Consider the following 19386-nt stretch of genomic DNA (forward strand, 5'->3'; position numbering starts at 1 on the left):
TCCGGAAACGCTCGCTCGCTCGCCCCGTGGGGGAAGAGGAACGCGGGGTGGCACGGCGGTCGCGGTGGTTCCGGGGTGTGCGGGCTCGTGGGGTCAGGACTGGCGGTGGGCCGCGTCAGTCCCTGGCGCTCAGCCCGTCCGCGCTCAGCCCGTCCGCGCTCAGCCCGTCCGCGCTCAGCCAGCCGCGACCAGCTCACCTGCGCTCGCCTAGTTGCGTTCGCCCGCCCGCGCTCAGCCACCCGCATTCAGCCCAGCCGCGCGCTCGGCCAATCCACGCCCAGCCCACCTGCGCTCAGCCCGCCCGCGACCAGCCCGCCCTCACCCCGGCAGCCACTCCGAGTTCGCTCCACACAGGAGCACACACGGAAGCTCCCCGGGAACCTCCCCCTTGAGGAACCCCGCAAACGCCACCGCCCCAGCTGGCTCCACCGCCAACCGGAACTCCTCCCACAGCCGATCCCGCGCAGCCAGCAGCTCCGCGTCGGACACGAGCACCGACGTGACGTTGTGGCGCTGCAACACCTCCAGCGGCACCGTGCCCACCTGCGTCGCCCCGAGTGCCGACGCCGCAACGGAGTCCACCGGGCCGTCCACGGGCTCACCGGCTTCGAGGCCGCGGCGCACGGCGCAGCAGCCGGACGGCTCGACGTTCACGATCAAGCGACCACCAGAGGCCAGTGCGGCGCCGGCGATCAGGCCGCCGCCGCCCGAGGCGATCGCGATCGTGTCCACCTCGGGCACGTCCTCGACGATCTCGCGGGTCACCGTGGACTGTCCCTCGATGACGACCGGGTCGTTGTAGGCCTCGACGTAGAGCGGGCCGAGGTCGCGGGCTGCGGCTGCGGCCTCGGCGTAGGTGGTGCCGTGGCGGATCAGCTTGGCGCCCAACGCCTCGATGCGGCGGGTCTTCGCCTCGGGGGCGGTCATCGGCACGAAGACGGTGGCGTGCATGCCGAGCAGGTGCGCGGCCTGGGCGACGGCGATGCCGTGGTTGCCGCCGGAGGCGGTGACGACCTCGTCCACGCCGGACAGGGTGAGGAGCTTGTTGACCGCGCCGCGGACCTTGAACGAACCGGTGAGCTGGAGGTGCTCCAGCTTGAACACCACCGGGCGACCGTCCACAGCGGTGCGCAGGACCGGGGTGCGGCGCACGTGGTCAGAAAGCGTTCTCATGTGACCAGCTTCCACAAGAACTGCGCCAGAGTCACGATTCCCAGCAGGAAACACACGATGACGAACGTCCCACCGGCCATCACGAGCAGGCAGGCGCCCCAGGACGTCTCCTCCCGCGGGGTCGCGTCGAGCTCGTGCTGCAGCTCGACGCGCGCCTCCAGGTACAGCGACGCGAGGCGGGTGCGAGCGGCCTCGGTCGGGGCCTCCTCCACACGGCCGGCCCAGTTCAGCGCGACGAGGCGGACCTGCGCGCGGCGGTAGGCGCGTTCGAACGCCAGGGTTTCCTCGGGGTCGCGGTCGTCGGAGAGGTACGTCCAGCGACCGGCCTGCGCGGGCTGGCCGAGCACGCGGTACGCCTCGGCAAGGCGGTCGCGCAGGTCGAGCCGGTGGGGGTAGGTGCCGACGAGTCCCGCGAGGCGTTGACGTGCGCGGAGCACGTTCGCGAGGTCGCCGCGCCGCAGCTCCTCGGCCGCTTTGTTGAGCGTCAGCTCTACCGGCATGCCGAGTAGTTTCGCAGGCGCGGCTAGCTTTGACCCGTGTTCGTCCTGTCGCTTGTGGTGTCCGGCCTCGCGTGGTGGCTCGGCCTCTACCTGCTCGCCCGCGATCCCGCCAAGCCCGTGCTGTGGTGGTCCGGCGCCGGTCTCGTCGGATGTGCGGCACTCGTCGTCATGCCTCATCCTGTGCTGTTGGGCGTGCCCGCACTCGCGTGGACTGGGGCGATCCTGGTGCTGGCACGGCCGGAGCTCGTCCGCTGGTGGATCTTCGCGGTGGTGCCGGTCTTCGCCGCGGCGCTGTGGCTGCCGTGGGTCGTGCTGCTCCCGCTGGCCGCGGCGACTGCGCTGGCGGCGGGGAAGCGTGCCTATTTTTCACTCGTTGGGGTGATGTTCGCGCTCTCAGCGGCGGCGTTCCTGCTCGATTGGGTACCCACCGCGGTCGCGTTGCCGGCGATCGGACTCGACGTGCTGCTGTTCGGCGTGCTCGTCGCCGTCACGGACGCGGTCGAGGAAGGGCAGGCGATCCGCGCCGACATGCTGCGCTCGCTGGTGATCTCCGGTTTCACCGCCGTCCTGTTCGGTTCGCAGGTGCTGCTCTTCGACGGCCCGCAGCTCCTCGCCTGCACGACGGTCGCCGCCGCCATCGCGGTCCAGGTGCTGGCGAACCCGCTCGCCGCCGCCGTCGACCGCCTCGCCGTGCCCGCCGTCGCCGCCGAACGCGCCGAGCTCCGCGACGCGGCCGAGGCGCTGCCCAGGCAACGCCCGCTGGTGACCGAGGACGAGGCCGAGTTCGCGCGGCTGACCCGCAGGGCGCTCAGCCATTACGGCGACCTCGGAAAGCTCGTCGCGAGCCCGTTGATCGCGCTGACCGAGGAAGCACCGCCGCTCGACCGCGCGGCACAGCTGAAATCCATGTTGCTGACGAGCATCCAACGGCTCAAGCCCGCGGACGGCGATTTCGGCACGAGCGACGAATGGCGTTATTACAACGCCCTGTACTTCTACTACGTCAAGGGAATCCGGCCGTACTCGGTCCGCACCAAGCGCGAGGACCTCGACGCCGAGGACCGCCGCGCGCTGCAGTGGTTCGTGACACAGGTGCCCGAACGCACCCTCCACAACTGGCAGAACGCGGCCGCCCGGCTGGTCGCGGCGGACCTGGTGGCAGGAGTCGGCAGCGCTTGACGTGGTCCTGGCAGTGATCACCGGGTCACGGTCGGGCCATGTTGAAATTCGCCTTGAAACTCGACGGTGTCGCTTCGTTCGGCCTGGGCCTGCTGACCCTCCTGATCCGCCCGGAGGTGGGAATGCCGGTGGGCTGGCAGATCGGGCTCGGTGCTTTCTGCGTCGTTTACGGCGCGGGCGTGTTCTTCCTCGGAACGCGCGCCGTCCCGGACCGCCGGATCGTGCTGCTGGTCATCATCGGAAACGCGGTGTGGGCGCTCGACAGCATTCTCACCGCGGAGCTGGAGTGGTTCCCGCTGACCGGTCTCGGCGTCGCGCTGGTGCTCGTCCAGGGCCTCGCGGTGCTCGGGTTCGCGGTGCTGCAGCTCATCGGTCTGCGGCGCGCAACGTCCGGGACCGGCCCCGGAACTCAGCCACGACCTCGGACCCTCGCCTGACCGTGATGTCGTAGATCCCGCTGCGGCCGAACCGGGTCCGTTCCACCGCCTCCGCCACGAGCTCGTCGCCCGCGTGCACCGGCCGGATGAAGTCGATCTCGGCCGTGGCGGCGACGGTGACGGACCCGGCCCTGTTGCAGGCGCACGCGAACGCCGAGTCGGCCAGCAGGAAGACGTAACCGCCGTGCGCGATGCCGTGCCCGTTCAGCATCAGCTCGGTCGCCGTCATCCGCAGCACCGCGTACCCGTCGCGCAGCTCGACCGGCGTGATGCCCAGGGCGGTGGAGGCCTTGTCCGCGGCCAGCATCTCAGCAGGACCATTCATTCGTGGCAGCGTAATCACCCTGGCGGTGGTGTCACCCCGCGTCGACCCGGCCTTACTGTCCGAATGCTTGATCGCTCAAAACGGAGGTGGTCATCATGGGTGGATGCTCTTGCTGCGGCGGGTGCACGGGTCCGGGCTGCGGGTGCTGCAGCAGCTGTTAGGAGGCTCGGACAGGACGAACGAGGGCCGGCGCGGTGAACTCCGCGCCGGCCCTCGCCGTCGCCGGGTGGGGAGTGGTGCGGGAACGCGGGGCGCGTCGCGCTCCCACACCACGTGCGGGGAGGTGCTCGCACGCTCGGCACCTGCTCAATCACGGTAAGTGGCCTAGACCATGGCGTCAATGGGTCTAGACCTCTTCTGTCCGCAGGACAGTGGAACAATCTGCCGGTGCGCGGAGCAACTGGAATCGGATCGCTGCCCGGAACCGACATCGACGAGGCGGCGCGGGTGGTCGTCGGCGAGCTGCCGGAACTGCCGCACGTGCCGGAGCTGCCTGCGCGGGGGGTGGGCGCGGACATGATCGGCCGCACCGCCGGCCTGCTCGTCGACCTCGCGATCGAGGTGATCACATCCGGCTACCGGGTGACGCCGCGGCCCGGCCGTGACCACCGCCGTGCCGTCGACCTGCTGCGCGGTGACCTGGACGCGTTCGACGAGGCGCTGGAACGCGCGGGTGCGAGCCCGGACACGGTCAAGGTGCAGGCGGCGGGGCCGTGGACGCTGATGTCGAACATCGAGCTGATGCGCGGGCATCGGGTGCTCACGGACCGCGGCGCCGTGAAGGAGTTCGCCGAGTCGCTGGCGGAAGGCCTGCGCCGGCACGCGGCCGAGGTCGCCAGGCGCACCGGCGCGAAGGTCGTGGTGCAGCTCGACGAACCCGGCCTGCCCGCCGTGCTGGAGGGGCTGCTGCCGACCCCGTCGAAGCTCGGGACGGTGCCCGCGGTGCCCGGTCCGGACGCGCGCGCGGTGCTCGCCACCGTCATCGAGGCGCTCGACGGCCACGAGGTGCTCGTCCACTGCTGTGCGCCGCAGCCGCCGCTGACGCTGCTGCGGGAGGCGGGCGCGGCGGCCATCGCGTTCGACCTGACCCTGGTCAAGGGTGCCGCGGCGCTCGACGAGATCGGCGAGACCTGGGAGGCGGGCACGACGCTCGCGCTCGGGCTGGTGCCGAGCACCGACCCCGGCACGCCGGTGACGTTGAAGGACGTCGGGCAGCGGGCGTTCACGCTGGCCGACCGGCTGGGCTTCCCGCGGTCGGTCCTCGCGGAGAAGGCGCTGCCGACGCCGACGTGCGGCCTGGCCGGTGCCACGTCCGGGTGGGTCAAGCGCTCGCTCGCCCTGACGCGGGACCTCTCCTCGGCGTTCGTGGAGCCACCTGAGGGCTGGTGATGTCCGGTTTGTGGAGCTAGTCTGCTGCGAACTATTAGGAAACTTTCTTAACCGTAGGCCACCGCCGGGCCTGGATCGGGAGTTCCGAACATGCGCATCAGACGTGCGGCGCTCGTCGCCGCAGTGCTCACCGGTGTGGTCGTGGCACCTGCCGAGGCGGCCCCCGCCTCCCACATCAGGCTCGACCAGGTCGGGTTCGGCACCGCCGAGGCGAAACACGCCTACGTGCTCGGTGGTGCCGCGAACGCGCGGTTCTCCGTGGTCGACAGCCGCGGCCGGACCGTGCTGACCGGGCGGACGGGTGCCTCGACCGGGGCGTGGAGCGCGAAGTTCCCGGCAGTGCACCCGATCGACCTCTCCGGCGTGCGAAAAGCGGGGACGTACCGGGTCAAGGTCGGCTCGGCGACCTCCGCGGCGTTCCGGGTCGACTCGCTGAACCGGCTGTTCGCGCCGGTCGCCCGCAACACCGTCGAGTTCTTCCAGGCCCAGCGCGACGGTGCCGACGTCATCCCCGGCCGGCTGAACCGCAAGCCCGCGCACCTCACCGACCGCGAGGCGCTCGTCTACGAGGAGCCGGTGTTCGCGGGCGAGGGCGGTGACCAGATCGCGGCGCCGTTGCAGCCCACCGGCGCCAAGGTCGACCTCGAAGGCGGCTGGTTCGACGCGGGCGACTTCGTGAAGTTCACCCACGCCTCGTCGTACTCCACGGCGTCGATGCTGCTCGCGTTGCGCAACAAGCACGACGACGCGCTGTACGAAGAGGCCGAGTTCGGGCTCAGGTGGCTCGACAAGGCCTGGGACGAGCAGACCGGCACCCTCTACGCCCAGGTGGGCATCGGCACCGGCTCCGCGGAGTTCGGCTTCGTCGGCGACCACGACGTGTGGCGGCTCCCCGAGGCCGACGACAGGCTCGACGTGAAGCCCGGCGACAGCGAGTACTTCATCAAGTACCGCCCCGTCTTCCGCGCGAACGCCGCCGGCGAGAAGATCAGCCCCAACCTGGTCGGCCGGGTGGCCGGCTCGTTCGCGCTGGCCGCGCAGGTCGAGGCCCGCAAGAACCCGCGCCTGGCCCGCGCGCACCTGGACAAGGCCGCGCGGCTGTTCTCGCTCGCCAAGACCGAGGACGTCGGGCAGCTCGTCACGGCGTTCCCGCACGCCTACTACCCGGAACCGTCGTGGACCGACGACCTGGAGTTCGGCGCCACCCAGCTCGCGCTGGCCGCGAAGGCGTTGAACGACAAGCGGTACCAGCAGTTCGCGAAGGCCGCCACGCACTGGGCCAAGGAGTTCCTCGCGACGAACGACCCGGACACGTTGAACGTCTACAACATCTCCGCGCTCGCCCACGCCGACCTCGCGAAGCTGCTGAAGGCGGGCGTCCACGGTGCCGAGGTGACCGAGGCCCAGGTCGTGGGGGACCTGCGGCGCCAGCTGCAGCAGGGCGCCGACGCGGCCAAGAACTCACCGTTCCGCACCGCCGCGAACGTCGAGACCTGGGACGTCGGCTCGCGCACGTTCGGCTTCATCACCACGGCCGCGCTCTACCGGAAGCTGACCGGTGACACGAGGTACCAGACGTTCGGCACGCAGCAGCGCGGGTTCGCGCTCGGCACCAACGCCTGGGGCACCTCGCTGATCGTCGGTGTCGGCGCGAAGTTCCCCGAGTGCCCGCACCACCAGGCGGCCAACCTCTCCGGCTCGCCGAACGGCGGCGCGAAGGTGCTGGTCGGCGCCGTGATCAACGGACCGAACGACGCCTCCCTGTTCGGCGACCTCGGCGAGATGCCGCCGGGCTCCGTGGACTGCACCAAGCCGTACACCCGGGAGTTCGACTCCGCGAAGTCCGTGTTCGCCGATGACCTGCGGTCGTGGCCGAGCTCCGAGCCGGCCATCGACTTCACGGCGACGGGCGTGCTGGGCTTCTCGCTGATCGCGCACGGGTGATCGGGCACGGCTGAGTGGCGGCGGCGCGGGCCTGGGTGTCCAATTCGGACTGTGCTCAGGCTCGCGCTGGTCGTCGTGCTGCTCCTCGTGGGCGTTCCCGCTCACGCACTGCCGTTGAACACCGAGTGCAGGGTGCCCGCGGTGCACGACCCGGAGGTCGTCCGCGAGGTGCACGCGGCCGGTCTCGCGCTGCGGGTCAGCGACAAGGTGATGCTCGCGGGCTTCGAGGCCGGCTGGGTCGAGTCGCACATGCACAACCTCGACTGCGGTGACGCCGACTCACTGGGCGTGTTCCAGCAGCGCCCCTCGATGGGCTGGGGCACGCCCGAGCAGATCATGGACGTCACCTACGCGGCGACGCGGTTCTTCGAGGCCGCCGTGCGGCTGGACCGGCCGGACCTCACGCCGGGGTTGCTGGCCGACGCGGTGCAGCGGTCGTGCTGCCCGGAGCGCTACGACCTGGCGGTGGACCGGGCCACCTCGATGCTGCGGCAGGCGTGGCAGGGCGGGCCCGAGGTGACCGACGTCGTGTACGTGGTCGACGACGGCGACGTCTGGGCGGGGCCGCAGCAGCTGAGCACGACCGCGGACTTCGTCGGGCGCCCTTCGGTGGCCGGGAAGCTGGTCTACGCGCGCACGGTCCGCGGCGAGGTCATGGTGCTGAACGGCACCTGGCGCCCGCTCGCGTCCGGTGTGGCGGGCGACCCCGAAGCCGTGCTGCTCCCCGACGGTTCGGTGGCGGTGTTCGCGGTCCTGGCCGACGGCAGCGTCGCGAAACTGTCAGACCTCCCTGCGACGATGGGAGTGGGGGCTTCGGACCCCCCGGAGGGGGGCCAGGCGGGATCGATTCCGTTGAGCGCGGCCGGGTTCGCGGCGGGCAAGCCGTCGGCGGTCGTGCACCCGGACGGGTCCGTCACGGTGTACGTGCGGTCCGGCAGCGCGTTGATGGCGCACACGGCCGGCGTGTGGCGGGAGATCGCCGGCGGGCTCACCGGCAGCCCCGAGGTCGTGCTCCGTCCGGACGGGACGATCGCCGCCCACACGCTGCTCGACGGCCGCGTGCACCGCCTCGGACCCACGTGGGAACCGTTGGGCGACGGCCGTTTCATCGACACCGTGGCCGCGCTGCCCGACGGTGCGGTCTACGCGCGCAAGGCCGACGGGACCGTGGTCAAAGTCGGTTGAACGGCTCCGCGTACCGGAACGGACCCGGCTCCACCGGCGCGAACAACCGGGCCTGGAAGTGCGGCGCCCACTCGGCGACCGGCGGCGTGATGCCGAACTCCGCGGCCGGCCGGAAGCCGAACCGCGAGTAGTAGCGCGGATCGCCGAGCAAGATCACGGCCTTCTCACCGCGGGCCTCCGCAGCCCCGAGCACCGCGTGCACCAACGCCTTCCCGATGCCGGAACGCTGGTGGTCCGGGTGCACCGCGATCGGCCCCAGCCCGAGCGCGGGCGTGTCGCCGACGTACCCGCGGGTGCACACGACGTGACCGAGCACGCCGTCCGCGACCAGCGACAGCTCCGGTATCCAGCCGGGGTCGGCGCGCAACCAGTCGATCAGCGGTGCCTCGGGGCCGTTCTTGAACGCGAGGTTCGTGACGTCGCGGATGGCGTCGATGTCTGCGGGCGTTTCCCGGCGGATCAGCATGACGCGCACTTTGTCCGGACAACGCGCGCGACGCCACTCATAATTCGGGGACGCGGGGAGTGCCGAGGGGAGGGTGCGTTGATCATCTTCGGAGGTCCGGACGAGTTCGACCGGTGGCTGCACGACAACGGCGCCACCGAGACCGAGTTGTGGATCAAGTACGCCAAGAAGGGGTCCGGGCTGCGGACGATCACCTACGACGAGGCGCTGGACGTCGCGCTGTGCCACGGGTGGATCGACGGGCTGGTGCGGTCGGTCGACGACACGTACTACTCGCAGCGCTGGACACCGCGCAAGCCGCGCAGCAAGTGGTCCAAGCGCAACTGCGGCAAGGTCGAGGAGCTCGTCGCAGCAGGGCGGATGCTGCCGGCCGGGCTGGCCGAGGTCGAGAAGGCCAAGGCGGACGGCCGCTGGGAGGCCGCCTACGCGGGACCCGCGACGATCGAGGTGCCGGCCGACCTCAGGGCGGCGCTCGACGCCAACCCGGAGGCCGCCGCGTTCTTCGAGACCCTCAACAGCCAGAACCGGTACGCGATCCTGCTGCGCGTGCACGACGCCAAGCGGCAGGAGACCCGGCAGCGCCGCATCGCGCAGTTCGTCGGCATGCTGGCCGAGGGGCGCAAGCTCTACGCTTGAGAATCATGAAGTGGTTCCGCCGTCGCAAGGCCGAAGAGGTCGCGCCAGCCCACCTGCCGAACGCCGGGGAGGCCGCCCAGCGGTTCTGGGAGCAGTGGTTCGAGCTGGTGCCGGTGGTGAGCGCGGCGCTGGGCGACGGCGAACCGCACCGCGTCGAGGACGACCTGCGCGCGCTGGTCGAGGGGCTGCACCCGGACCTCGTGTTCAGCCTCGAACAGGGCCACCTGGCGATGTACGCGCTGGTGGTCACCGGCCAGGAGGACCCGCGGCTGCGCCCGTACACCGACGCGTGGATCGCCGCCGCGCCGCCCTCGGACATGGTGTGGGAGTTCCACGACTCGGTGCCGCCGGTGCCCGACCCGACCGAGGTCGTGGTCAACCTCGGTGAGGTGCGGATGCGGCTCGGCGACTTCCGGATCGTGGCGCAGGTCGACGGCGAGGTCGTCGACGTCGCCGTGTACCACCCGGCGCTGAAGGACCTCTCCGACCACCAGCGGCAGACGATGACGTTCCTGCCGCTGGACGTCACTCTCGGCGAGCGGCTGGCGGGGGAGCGGCTGCGCCGCGTCGAGACGGCCCAGCTGGAACCGGAGGGCACGATCAGCCTGCTGGAGCTGCGTTCACTCGTCCGGACACTCGCCGGTGCGTCCGGCGGCTGAGCCCTCCGGAATTGTCGGACCTGGTCACTAAGCTTGCGGACGTGACCAGCGAGAGCCTTGAAGACGTTCCGGCCGAGATCCGCGAACGGCACGCCGTGCTCGCGGAAGAGGTGCGCTCGCACCAGTTCCGCTACTACGTGCTGGACGACCCGATCGTCACCGACGGTGAGTTCGACGCGCTGCTGAAGGAGCTGGAGGCGCTCGAAGCCGAGCACCCCGGTCTGGCCACTCCGGACTCGCCCACGCAGCGGGTCGGCGGCACGTTCTCCACGGAGTTCCGCGCGGTCGACCACCTGGAGCGGATGCTCAGCCTGGACAACGTGTTCGCGCAGGACGAGCTGGCCGAGTGGTTCAAGCGCGTCGAGCGGGAGACGGGCGCGGGCACGCACTTCCTGTGCGAGCTGAAGATCGACGGTCTCGCGATCAACCTGCTCTACGAGAAGGGCAGGCTCACCCGCGCGCTGACGAGGGGCGACGGCCGCACCGGTGAAGACGTCACGCTGAACGTCCGCACCATCGCGGACGTGCCGCAGACCCTGCGGGGCACGGACGAGTACCCGGTGCCGGACCTGGTGGAGGTCCGCGGCGAGGTGTTCTTCGCGGTCGAGGACTTCCTGGCGCTCAACGCCGCGCTGGTCGAGCAGGGCAAGCCGCCGTTCGCGAACCCGCGCAACACCGCGGCGGGGTCGTTGCGGCAGAAGGACCCCAAGGTCACCGCGTCGCGCCGGCTGCGGATGATCTGCCACGGCATCGGCAAGACCGAGGGCTTCTCGGCCGACCGGCAGTCGCTCGCCTACGAGGCGTTGGGGGCGTGGGGCCTGCCGGTCTCCCCGCACACCAGGGTCCTGACCGACCCGGCGCAGGTGGCGGAGCACGTCGAGCACTGGGGCGAGCACCGGCACGACGCGGTCCACGAGATCGACGGCGTGGTGGTGAAGGTCGACGAGGTCGCGCTGCAACGCCGCCTGGGCACCACGTCACGGGCCCCGCGGTGGGCGATCGCGTACAAGTACCCGCCGGAGGAGGCCACGACGACGCTGCTGGACATCCAGGTCCAGGTCGGGCGCACCGGCCGCGTCACGCCGTTCGCGGTGATGGAACCGGTGAAGGTGGCCGGCTCGACGGTCGCGCGCGCCACGCTGCACAACGCGTCGGAGGTCAAGCGCAAGGGCGTGCTGATCGGCGACCGGATCGTCATCCGCAAGGCCGGCGACGTGATCCCGGAGGTGCTCGGCCCGGTGCTGGCCGCGCGCCCCGCCGACGCGCGCGAGTTCGTGATGCCGGCCCGCTGCCCCGAGTGCAACGCCGAGCTGCGCCCGATGAAGGAGGGCGACGTCGACATCCGCTGTCCCAACGCCCGGACGTGCCCCGGCCAGCTGCGCGAACGGCTCGCCCACCTCGCCTCCCGCGCGGCGCTCGACGTCGAGGTGCTCGGGTACGAGGCCGCCGCGGCGATCACCGAGTCGACCGCCTACACCAACGAGGCCGACCTGTTCGACCTCGACGCCGAGTCGCTGCGGCAGGTCGAGCGGTTCGTCACGGTCAAGGGCGAGCTGTCCGCGAACGCGGTGAAGCTGCTCGACAACCTGGAGGCGGCGAAGTCGCGTCCGCTGTGGAGGGTGCTGGTCGCGCTGTCGATCCGCCACGTCGGCCCGACCGCGGCCCGCGCGCTGGCACAGGAGTTCGGGTCGATGGCCGCGATCGTCGCCGCGGACGAGGAGGTGCTGGCCGGCGCCGAGGGCGTGGGCCCGACCATCGCCGCCGCCGTCGTGGAGTGGCGGGAGACCGGGTGGCGCCAGGAGGTCGTGCGCCGCTGGGCGGCCGCGGGCGTGCGGATGGAGGACGAGCGCGACGAGTCCATCGCCCGCAACCTGGAGGGGCTGTCCATCGTGGTCACCGGGTCGCTGGCGGAGTTCTCCCGCGACTCGGCGAAGGAGGCGATCCTCGCCCGCGGCGGCAAGGCGGCCGGGTCGGTGTCGAAGAAGACCTCTTTCGTCGTGGTCGGCGACTCGCCAGGATCGAAGTACGACAAGGCCGTCTCCCTGAAGGTGCCGGTGCTCGACGAGTCCGGTTTCCGGGTGCTGCTCGACTCCGGACCCGACGCCGCGCGGGAGGTCGCCGTCAACCCCGAAGAGGAGGCTTGATGACCCAGCTGCTCATCCGCCCGGCCACCGCGGCCGACCTGCCCGTCGTGGGCGCGCTCACCGTCGAGGCCTACCAGGCCGACGGCTTCGTCGACGAGGGCGACGACTACGTCGCGCACCTCGCCGACGCGGCGGCCCGGTCCCGCGACGCCGAGCTGCTGGTCGCGGTGGACCCCTCCGGCGGCGAGGTGCTGGGCTCGGTCACCGTGGTGCTGCCCGGCAGCCCGTTCGCGGAGATCTCCGAACCGGGCGAGACCGAGTTCCGCATGCTGTCCGTGGCCACCGCGGCGCGCGGCCGCGGTGTGGGCGAGGCCCTGGTGCGGGCGGTGCTGGACCGCGCCCGCACCCTGGGCGCCGAGCGGGTGGTGCTGTCGTCGTCGGAGAAGATGCGGGCGGCGCACCGCCTGTACGAGCGGCTCGGGTTCACCCGGCTGCCGGACCGCGACTGGTCCCCGTTGCCGGGCCTGAAGCTCCTCGCCTACGTCCTGCCGCTCTGAGCACAACCCGGTGCCCCGGGCACGCGTCCACCGGTGCCGACCGCGAATGGGGGTTCGCGAACGATGAGAGCCGCACCGCTGCTCGCACTGGCCGCGCTGACGACCCTGGCCACCGCCGCCTCGGCCACCCCGCTGGAGCTGCCCGGCCACGACCGGGACGGGATCGCCGCGCTGGCCCAGCGCTACCTGGAGAACCGCGCCCAGAAGGTGACCACCGGCCCGCAGACACCCGGCTTCGGCGTCCCGCTCACCCCGGCGCTGGCCGCCGAGCTGCGCACGCACGAGGAGGAACTGGCGGCCGCGCGCACCTCGTGGTCGCATCGGCGCACCCGCTACCGGTCCGCGGTGGTGCGGACCGAGGTGACCCGCTTCGACGTGCAGCACCGCGACCTGGTGGTGGCGCACGTGCGGGAGGCCGGCGAGCTGCACTTCGACCGCCCTGGCACCGTGCCGGCCACCGGCTACGGCCTGCTCCACCACCTGACCGTGCGGCGCGAGAACAGTGACTGGGTGCTCGCCGGCGTGGCGGTCGAGCACTCCGAGGCCTGCGGCCTGCTGCCCGAACCCCAGGCGGTGACCTGCACGGGGTAGACGTGCCCGGCAAGCGCTACGCCACCGGCTGACCCGGCGCCCGCTCCACGTCCTTCTTCGCCTTCATGATCCGCGACCGCAACGCCAGGTCCGCGGCCGCCTGCTCGTACAACAGCTCCCGCAACGCGTCCGGCGACAGCGATCTCAGCCGGTCGCGCAGCTCCACGTCCTCCGCGTCCGGCGGCGGCACGGTCTCCCCGCGCTCCAGCAGCACCAGCCCCACGGCCACGCAGTGCTTGCAGAAGAACCCCTCGGACCCGTGCGGGCAGGTGCACGTGCCCGCCAGGTGCGTCTGCGCCCACGACAGCTCCACCGAGTACAGCGCGTCCTCGCTGCCCCGCACGAGCGCCGTCACGTGCCTGCTGTGCACCCGCAACGCGCGCACGGCATCGCGGTAGGTCAGACCACGCCAGTACGACTTGGTGCCCGCGCGGTGCAACAGCAGCTCGGTGGTGAGGGTCGTCGACACGGGGGTCATCCAACCGGGTGACCGCAGCGAGGATCAACATGATCGCGATCAGTCCACCCCACCCCGCCGAGAGCGGCCGGTGAGCGAGCGCACGGCCGCCGAAGCGACCGCCCGCACGCTCGCCGAGGCGGCCAGGACGCCCACCACCCGCAGCCCTACCGGGCCGTCGTCTCCAGGTCGAGCAACGTGACGGCGGCGCGGAAGTACTTGTTCGTGCCCAGGTCGCGCACGGTCTTGATGTTGAAGGCGGCCTTCAGCTTCTCCGCGTCCCCCGCACTCACGCCCTGCAACGCGTCGACGGGCGCGTCGAGGATCTCGGACAGCGGCAGGTTCTCGCAGGCCTTGTCGAGGAGCACGTCGAGGTTGACCGTGATTGCCATGATCCGTCACCTCCGTCTGCGGAAAGGGTTCGACCACGGCAGATTCTGGGGCGCCTCCGGCATTTCCGCCGGGCGAGCACCACCCCGGGACGGCACCCATCGGCGCAACGCGGTGACCGGCGTTGTGTGGGACCGTTGACCTGTGCTGCAAGCCTGTCTGAACGGCTCCCGCACCGCGCAGGAGCACCCGGCCCTGCCGTTGACCCCCGAGCGCCTGGCCGAGGACGCCGCCGACGTCGCCGCGCTCGGTGTCACGTCCGTGCACATCCACCCGAGGGACGTCATCGGCGCGCTCACGCTCGTCGGGCCCGAGGTGGCCACCACCATCGCCACGGTCAGGGCGGCGGTGCCCGGCATCGAGATCGGGGTGTCGACCGACGTGGACGGGCCGCGGGCCGCGGTGATCGGCAGCTGGGCGCCGCTCGCGACCGGGCGGCCGGACATCGCCTCGGTGCGGGTCGGCTGCCTGGGCTGGCAGGAGGTCGTGGAGGCGTTGCACAACGTCAACGTCGCCGTCGAGCTGGTCGTCGACGGCGTGGGCGCCGCGCGGCTGCTCACGACCGTCGACCGGGTCGCCCGGCTGCGCGTCACCGCGACCCGTGCGAACGCCGGGGAGCTGCTGGCCCTGCTCGAACCGCTCCAGCGGCCGATCCTGCTGCACGGCGTGGACGACGAGGCGTGGCCGGTGCTCGACCGCGCGGGCAGGCTGGAGCACAGCACCCGCATGGGTCTCGCGGACACGCTCGCGCTGCCCGACGGGCGCCCGGCCAGGAACAACGTCGAGCTGGTCGCCCTGGCCAGGAGGACGCTGCGGACCAAGGCGCCGCAGTAGCGGCTCAGTCCGGCAGCACGACCGCGACGATGCCGGCCAGGTGCGCGAGGCGCGCCACCTCGGCCGCGCGGAACATGGGACCACCGGGACGGCCGACGACCAGCACCCGGTCCGGCTTGCCCAGCGGCGTGGCGGCCAGCTCCGTGCCCAGCTCGCGCCAGGTCTCCGGCACCCACTCCTCCTCGCCGTCGAGCACGGTCGCGCGCTCCAGCGGGAACCACGGCACGTTCGCCATCCGGGTCTCCGGCGCCGCCGACGACGACGTCAGCCGGTTGATGCCGGTGCCCTCCGGGCCGACCACGACGGCCCAGCCGGCGCGGATGATCTTCGGGACGCCCTCGGTGAAGACCTCGAGGCCCTTGTGCGGCTCCTCGGCGATCTCCTCCACGAGCTCCAGCTCGCGGTGGGTGTCGAGGATGCCCGCGTACGGCCGCACGGCGTCGACCTCGACGCCCTCGACGGACTCGGCCGCGGTGATCAGCGTGTCCGGCAGGCGCCCCGACGGCAGCTCCACCACGAGGTCGTCGATCGCGAGACCGGAGCCGCGCTCCACGACGTCCACGCTGAGTATGTCCGCCCCGATCTCCCCCAGTGCCGTTGCGACCGCGCCGAGGGTGCCGGGACGGTCCGGGAGCTGGACCCGGATCAGGAACGACAAGGTGAACGCCTCCATAGCTCGTGCGCGGGACCCCGCGTCCCGCGCCGTTGCCGGTCGGTGATTCTCGCAGACGCATCCTCAACGCATGACCTGCTGTCCGCGTTGCGGAACGGTTAAGTTGAGCGGTCGCTCGGCAACCCGTTCGAAGACGCTGCTGACCAGCCCATAGACTCACGGGGTTCCCGATTCGAATCCCGACCCTACGGGGGTTGACAGGAGTGCCCAGCATCTCCCGCGACGAGGTCGCGCACCTGGCGAAGCTCGCCAGGCTGGCCGTCACCGACGAAGAGCTCGACCTCTTCGCAGGCCAGCTCGACGTGATCCTCCAGTCGGTGGCCACGGTGGGCGACATCGCCACGGCCGACATCCCGCCGACGTCGCACGCCGTTCCGCTGACCAACGTCTTCCGCGAGGACGTGGTCCGTCCGAGCCTCGGTCAGCAGCAGGCGCTTTCTGGCGCTCCTGACGCCGAGGACGGCCGGTTCCGCGTGCCCCGCATCCTGGGTGAGGAAGCATGACCAACGACCTGATCCACGCCACCGCGGCCGAGCTCGCCGCGAAGATCCACAGCGGCGAGGTCTCCTCGGTCGAGGTCACGCAGGCCCACCTGGACCGCATCGCCGAGACCGACGGGAAGGTCAACGCCTTCCTGCACGTCGACACCGAGGGCGCGCTCGCGCAGGCCCGCAAGGTCGACGAGGACGTCAAGGCGGGCAAGACCGTCTCGCCGCTCGCCGGTGTGCCGCTCGCGCTCAAGGACGTCATGACCACCGAGGGGATTCCGACCACGGTCGGCTCGAAGATCCTCGAAGGCTGGCTGCCGCCGTACGACGCGACGGTGACGCGCAAGCTCAAGGAAGCCGGCGTCGTCATCCTCGGCAAGACGAACATGGACGAGTTCGCCATGGGTTCGTCGACCGAGAACTCGGCGTACGGCCCCACGCACAACCCGTGGGACCTCGACCGCATCCCCGGTGGTTCCGGCGGTGGCTCCTCGGCGTCGCTCGCCGCGTTCCAGGCGCCGCTCGCGATCGGCACCGACACCGGTGGCTCGATCCGCCAGCCCGGCGCGGTCACCGGCACCGTGGGCGTGAAGCCGACCTACGGCGGCGTGTCCCGCTACGGCCTCGTCGCGTTCTCGTCGTCGCTGGACCAGGCCGGTCCGTGTGCGCGCACGGTGCTCGACGCCGCGCTGCTGCACGAGGTCATCGCCGGCTACGACCACATGGACTCCACGTCCATCAACGCGCCGGTGCCGCCGGTGGTCGCCGCGGCCCGCGAGGGCCTGTCCGGTGACCTGTCGGGCCTGCGCATCGGCGTCGTCACGCAGTTCAGCGGCGAGGGCTACCAGCAGGGCGTGCTGCGCAGCTTCGAGGCCGCCGTGTCGCAGCTCAAGGAGCTCGGCGCGGAGGTCTCGGACGTGTCGTGCCCGAGCTTCGACTACGCGCTGCCCGCCTACTACCTCATCGCGCCGAGCGAGTGCTCGTCGAACCTCGCCCGGTTCGACGCCATGCGCTACGGCCTGCGCGTCGGCGACGACGGCACGCGCAGCACCGAGGAGGTCATGTCGCTGACCCGCGAGGCCGGCTTCGGCCCCGAGGTCAAGCGCCGCATCATGATCGGCACGTACGCGCTGTCGTCGGGCTACTACGACGCCTACTACGGCTCGGCGCAGAAGGTCCGCACGCTGATCACGCAGGACTTCGCGAAGGCGTTCGAGAACTTCGACGTCCTGATCTCCCCGACCACGCCGACCACGGCGTTCAAGATCGGTGAGCGCGCGGACGACCCGATGGCCATGTACAAGGCCGACCTCTGCACCATCCCCGCGAACCTCGCGGGCACGCCGGCGATGAGCGTGCCGAGCGGTCTGTCCGATGAGGACGGTCTGCCGGTCGGTCTGCAGCTCATGGCGCCGGCGTTGCAGGACCACCGCATGTACCGCGTGGCCGCCGCGTACGAGCTGGCGCGCGGCGCGTTTGGAGGGCCGTCGCTGTGAACATCAAGAAGGCAAGGGGCCTGCTGGGTCTCGCCGGTGCCGTCGCGGGTGCGGTGGGAGCGTTCTCCGGCTTCCGCAACGCCCGTGCGAAGAACGACAAGCTGATGCTGGCCAACGCGGTCGCCAGCATCGTCGTGGCGGTCACCGGTGCGGCGCTCGCGGCACGCGCTCTGCGGAAGGACGAGCTGGCATGACCTCTCTCGTTGAGCTGATGGACTACGACGAGGTCGTCGAGAAGTACGACCCCGTCCTGGGCCTGGAAGTGCACGTCGAGCTGCACACCAACACGAAGATGTTCTGCGGCTGCGCCAACGTCTTCGGCGGCGAGCCGAACACCAACACCTGCCCGACGTGCCTCGGTCTGCCGGGCGCGCTGCCGGTGGTGAACGCCAAGGCGATCGAGTCGGCGATGCGCATCGGCCTCGCGCTGAACTGCGAGATCGCCGAGTGGTGCCGGTTCGCCCGGAAGAACTACTTCTACCCGGACATGCCGAAGAACTTCCAGACGTCGCAGTACGACGAGCCGATCGCCTTCAACGGCTGGCTCGACGTGACGCTCGACGACGGCGAGGTCATCCGCGTCGAGATCGAGCGCGCGCACATGGAGGAGGACACCGGCAAGTCGCTGCACGTCGGCGGCGCCACCGGTCGCATCCACGGCGCCGAGCACTCGCTGCTCGACTACAACCGCGCCGGCGTGCCGCTGATCGAGATCGTCACGAAGATGATCCCGGGCACCGGCCGCCGCGCCCCCGAGGTGGCCCGCGCGTACGTCACCGCGCTGCGCGACCTGCTCAAGGCGCTCGACGTGTCCGACGTCCGCATGGACCAGGGCTCGCTGCGCTGCGACGCGAACGTGTCCCTGTCGCCGAAGACCACCGGCGCGCTGGGCACCCGCACCGAGACCAAGAACGTCAACTCGCTGCGCAGCGTCGAGCGCGCCGTCCGCTTCGAGATGACGCGCCAGGCCGCGGTGCTCGCGTCCGGCGGTGAGGTGACCCAGGAGACCCGTCACTTCGACGAGTCCTCCGGCAGCACCTCGCCGGGCCGCAAGAAGGAGACGGCGGAGGACTACCGCTACTTCCCGGAGCCCGACCTGGTCCCGATCGCGCCGTCGCGCGAGTGGGTCGAGGAGCTCCGCGGCACCCTGCCGGAGCTGCCCTGGGAGCGCCGCGCGCGCATCCAGAAGGACTGGAACCTCACCGACGAGGTCCTCCGCGACCTGGTCAACGCCGGTGCGCTGGACCTCATCGAAGCCACCGTCGTCGCCGGCGCCAAGCCGGACGAGGCCCGCTCCTGGTGGGTGTCCTACCTCGCGCAGCAGGCCAACACCCGCGGCGTCGAGCTGTCCGGCCTGCCCATCACGCCCGCCGACGTGGCGCGCGTGATCGAGCTGGTCAACACGGGCGCGCTGACCAACAAGCTCGCCCGCGAGGCCGTCAACGGCGTGCTGGAGGGCGAAGGCTCCCCGGACGAGGTCGTCGAGAAGCGCGGCCTCAAGGTCGTCTCGGACGACTCGGCGCTGGAGAAGGCCGTCGACGAGGCCCTCGCGGCTCAGCCGGACGTGGCGCAGAAGATCCGCGACGGCAAGGTCCAGGCCGCCGGTGCGATCGTCGGCGCGGTCATGAAGGCCACCAAGGGCCAGGCCGACGCGGCACGCGTGCGCGAGATCATCATCGCCCGGTGCAGCTGAGGGTGTGACGCTGCGTTCAGAACGGCACGAGGGCGGCAGCGCTCGGTAGATACGCAATAGATGGACAGATCACAAAGGGTCACCTGTTCGTGCAGGTGACCCTTTGTGATCTTAGGCCGTCCGAGTGGCTGTTAGCTAAATGAGACGTATACCCGTAGCCGTGTGTGCCACTCTCTCCGTGCATCCATCTGGGGGGATGGAACGTAATAGTCCAAACGAGGGGGGAAACC

22 protein-coding genes are annotated in these 19386 nt (G+C 71.2%); 15 read left to right on the top strand and 7 right to left on the bottom strand.

Going from position 1 to position 19386, the window contains the following annotated elements:
* Nucleotides 1-318: 318 nt before the first annotated feature.
* The gene (locus tag ACZ7CD_RS09660) at nucleotides 319-1173 is read right to left on the bottom strand and encodes a serine/threonine dehydratase (RefSeq protein ID WP_470370825.1); all 855 of its coding nucleotides are present in this window, start codon (nucleotides 1171-1173) and stop codon (nucleotides 319-321) included.
* Nucleotides 1170-1673 carry a DUF6584 family protein gene (locus ACZ7CD_RS09665; RefSeq protein WP_360391330.1) on the bottom strand — a complete coding sequence of 168 codons (504 nt, stop codon included), beginning with the start codon at nucleotides 1671-1673 and terminating at the stop codon, nucleotides 1170-1172. The genes ACZ7CD_RS09660 and ACZ7CD_RS09665 overlap by 4 nt, the downstream gene beginning before the upstream one ends.
* 36 nt (nucleotides 1674-1709) lie before the next feature.
* Between ACZ7CD_RS09665 and ACZ7CD_RS09670 the strand changes: the two genes are divergently transcribed.
* Entirely contained in the window at nucleotides 1710-2852 is a 1143-nt protein-coding gene (locus ACZ7CD_RS09670) for a hypothetical protein (protein WP_470375383.1), read from the top strand.
* Nucleotides 2853-2890: 38 nt separating this feature from the next.
* Nucleotides 2891-3289, top strand: coding sequence for a hypothetical protein (locus tag ACZ7CD_RS09675; RefSeq protein ID WP_470378740.1), 399 nt, complete (start codon nucleotides 2891-2893; stop codon nucleotides 3287-3289).
* Here the strand turns inward: ACZ7CD_RS09675 and paaI are convergent.
* On the bottom strand, nucleotides 3219-3614 hold the full coding sequence (gene paaI / locus ACZ7CD_RS09680) for a hydroxyphenylacetyl-CoA thioesterase PaaI (protein WP_470378741.1): 396 nt from the start codon (nucleotides 3612-3614) through the stop codon (nucleotides 3219-3221). The genes ACZ7CD_RS09675 and paaI overlap by 71 nt on opposite strands.
* Nucleotides 3615-3995: 381 nt before the next feature.
* On the opposite strand from paaI, the gene ACZ7CD_RS09685 reads away from it, so the two are divergent.
* From ACZ7CD_RS09685 to ACZ7CD_RS09695, 3 genes are all read left to right on the top strand, one after another.
* Complete coding sequence (locus ACZ7CD_RS09685; protein ID WP_458434322.1) at nucleotides 3996-5003, top strand: methionine synthase; 1008 nt, start codon at nucleotides 3996-3998, stop codon at nucleotides 5001-5003.
* A 90-nt stretch (nucleotides 5004-5093) separates the two neighbouring features.
* Nucleotides 5094-6947 carry a glycoside hydrolase family 9 protein gene (locus ACZ7CD_RS09690; RefSeq protein ID WP_470378742.1) on the top strand — a complete coding sequence of 618 codons (1854 nt, stop codon included), beginning with the start codon at nucleotides 5094-5096 and terminating at the stop codon, nucleotides 6945-6947.
* 51 nt (nucleotides 6948-6998) lie between these two features.
* Nucleotides 6999-8132, top strand: a complete 1134-nt coding sequence (locus tag ACZ7CD_RS09695) for a PLL family lectin (RefSeq protein ID WP_470378743.1) — start codon at nucleotides 6999-7001, stop codon at nucleotides 8130-8132.
* Here ACZ7CD_RS09695 and ACZ7CD_RS09700 read toward each other — a convergent pair.
* Nucleotides 8119-8598 (bottom strand): GNAT family N-acetyltransferase, encoded by a 480-nt coding sequence (locus ACZ7CD_RS09700; protein ID WP_360391309.1) that lies wholly within the window; start codon nucleotides 8596-8598, stop codon nucleotides 8119-8121. The genes ACZ7CD_RS09695 and ACZ7CD_RS09700 overlap by 14 nt on opposite strands.
* A gap of 78 nt (nucleotides 8599-8676) precedes the next feature.
* On the opposite strand from ACZ7CD_RS09700, the gene ACZ7CD_RS09705 reads away from it, so the two are divergent.
* From ACZ7CD_RS09705 to ACZ7CD_RS09725, 5 genes are all read left to right on the top strand, one after another.
* On the top strand, nucleotides 8677-9234 hold the full coding sequence (locus tag ACZ7CD_RS09705; protein WP_360391306.1) for a YdeI/OmpD-associated family protein: 558 nt from the start codon (nucleotides 8677-8679) through the stop codon (nucleotides 9232-9234).
* Nucleotides 9235-9239: 5 nt separating this feature from the next.
* Complete coding sequence (locus tag ACZ7CD_RS09710; protein ID WP_360391303.1) at nucleotides 9240-9893, top strand: hypothetical protein; 654 nt, start codon at nucleotides 9240-9242, stop codon at nucleotides 9891-9893.
* A 41-nt stretch (nucleotides 9894-9934) separates the two neighbouring features.
* Nucleotides 9935-12037: an NAD-dependent DNA ligase LigA gene (ligA, locus tag ACZ7CD_RS09715; protein ID WP_470378744.1), complete on the top strand. Its 2103-nt coding sequence runs from the start codon at nucleotides 9935-9937 to the stop codon at nucleotides 12035-12037.
* A complete protein-coding gene (locus tag ACZ7CD_RS09720) occupies nucleotides 12037-12534 on the top strand; it encodes a GNAT family N-acetyltransferase (protein WP_470378745.1) in 498 nt (165 codons plus the stop codon). The genes ligA and ACZ7CD_RS09720 overlap by 1 nt, the downstream gene beginning before the upstream one ends.
* Before the next feature lie 63 nt (nucleotides 12535-12597).
* Complete coding sequence (locus tag ACZ7CD_RS09725; RefSeq protein ID WP_470378746.1) at nucleotides 12598-13125, top strand: hypothetical protein; 528 nt, start codon at nucleotides 12598-12600, stop codon at nucleotides 13123-13125.
* A gap of 16 nt (nucleotides 13126-13141) precedes the next feature.
* Here ACZ7CD_RS09725 and ACZ7CD_RS09730 read toward each other — a convergent pair whose 3' ends face one another.
* Together ACZ7CD_RS09730 and ACZ7CD_RS09735 are read right to left on the bottom strand one after the other, a co-directional pair.
* Complete coding sequence (locus ACZ7CD_RS09730) at nucleotides 13142-13594, bottom strand: SWIM zinc finger family protein (protein ID WP_360391294.1); 453 nt, start codon at nucleotides 13592-13594, stop codon at nucleotides 13142-13144.
* A 155-nt stretch (nucleotides 13595-13749) separates the two neighbouring features.
* A complete protein-coding gene (locus ACZ7CD_RS09735; protein WP_470378747.1) occupies nucleotides 13750-13974 on the bottom strand; it encodes a hypothetical protein in 225 nt (74 codons plus the stop codon).
* A gap of 142 nt (nucleotides 13975-14116) precedes the next feature.
* Here ACZ7CD_RS09735 and ACZ7CD_RS09740 point away from each other — a divergent pair, with 142 nt between their 5' ends.
* Nucleotides 14117-14806 (top strand): 3-keto-5-aminohexanoate cleavage protein, encoded by a 690-nt coding sequence (locus tag ACZ7CD_RS09740; RefSeq protein ID WP_470378748.1) that lies wholly within the window; start codon nucleotides 14117-14119, stop codon nucleotides 14804-14806.
* Between the two features lie 4 nt (nucleotides 14807-14810).
* Here ACZ7CD_RS09740 and ACZ7CD_RS09745 read toward each other — a convergent pair whose 3' ends face one another.
* Nucleotides 14811-15464: an ACT domain-containing protein gene (locus tag ACZ7CD_RS09745; protein WP_360391517.1), complete on the bottom strand. Its 654-nt coding sequence runs from the start codon at nucleotides 15462-15464 to the stop codon at nucleotides 14811-14813.
* Between the two features lie 218 nt (nucleotides 15465-15682).
* Between ACZ7CD_RS09745 and gatC the strand changes: the two genes are divergently transcribed.
* The 4 genes from gatC to gatB are packed head-to-tail and all read left to right on the top strand — an operon-like array spanning nucleotide 15683 to nucleotide 19156.
* The gene (gene gatC, locus ACZ7CD_RS09750; RefSeq protein ID WP_360391282.1) at nucleotides 15683-15982 is read left to right on the top strand and encodes an Asp-tRNA(Asn)/Glu-tRNA(Gln) amidotransferase subunit GatC; all 300 of its coding nucleotides are present in this window, start codon (nucleotides 15683-15685) and stop codon (nucleotides 15980-15982) included.
* Nucleotides 15979-17463 carry an Asp-tRNA(Asn)/Glu-tRNA(Gln) amidotransferase subunit GatA gene (gene gatA / locus ACZ7CD_RS09755; protein ID WP_360391279.1) on the top strand — a complete coding sequence of 495 codons (1485 nt, stop codon included), beginning with the start codon at nucleotides 15979-15981 and terminating at the stop codon, nucleotides 17461-17463. Before gatC ends, gatA begins: the two co-directional genes overlap by 4 nt.
* Nucleotides 17460-17657, top strand: coding sequence for a hypothetical protein (locus ACZ7CD_RS09760; protein WP_245733102.1), 198 nt, complete (start codon nucleotides 17460-17462; stop codon nucleotides 17655-17657). Before gatA ends, ACZ7CD_RS09760 begins: the two co-directional genes overlap by 4 nt.
* Nucleotides 17654-19156, top strand: coding sequence for an Asp-tRNA(Asn)/Glu-tRNA(Gln) amidotransferase subunit GatB (gatB, locus tag ACZ7CD_RS09765; RefSeq protein WP_360391276.1), 1503 nt, complete (start codon nucleotides 17654-17656; stop codon nucleotides 19154-19156). Before ACZ7CD_RS09760 ends, gatB begins: the two co-directional genes overlap by 4 nt.
* Nucleotides 19157-19386 lie beyond the last annotated feature (230 nt).

Source organism: Lentzea sp. NPDC036949, from assembly GCF_055608075.1.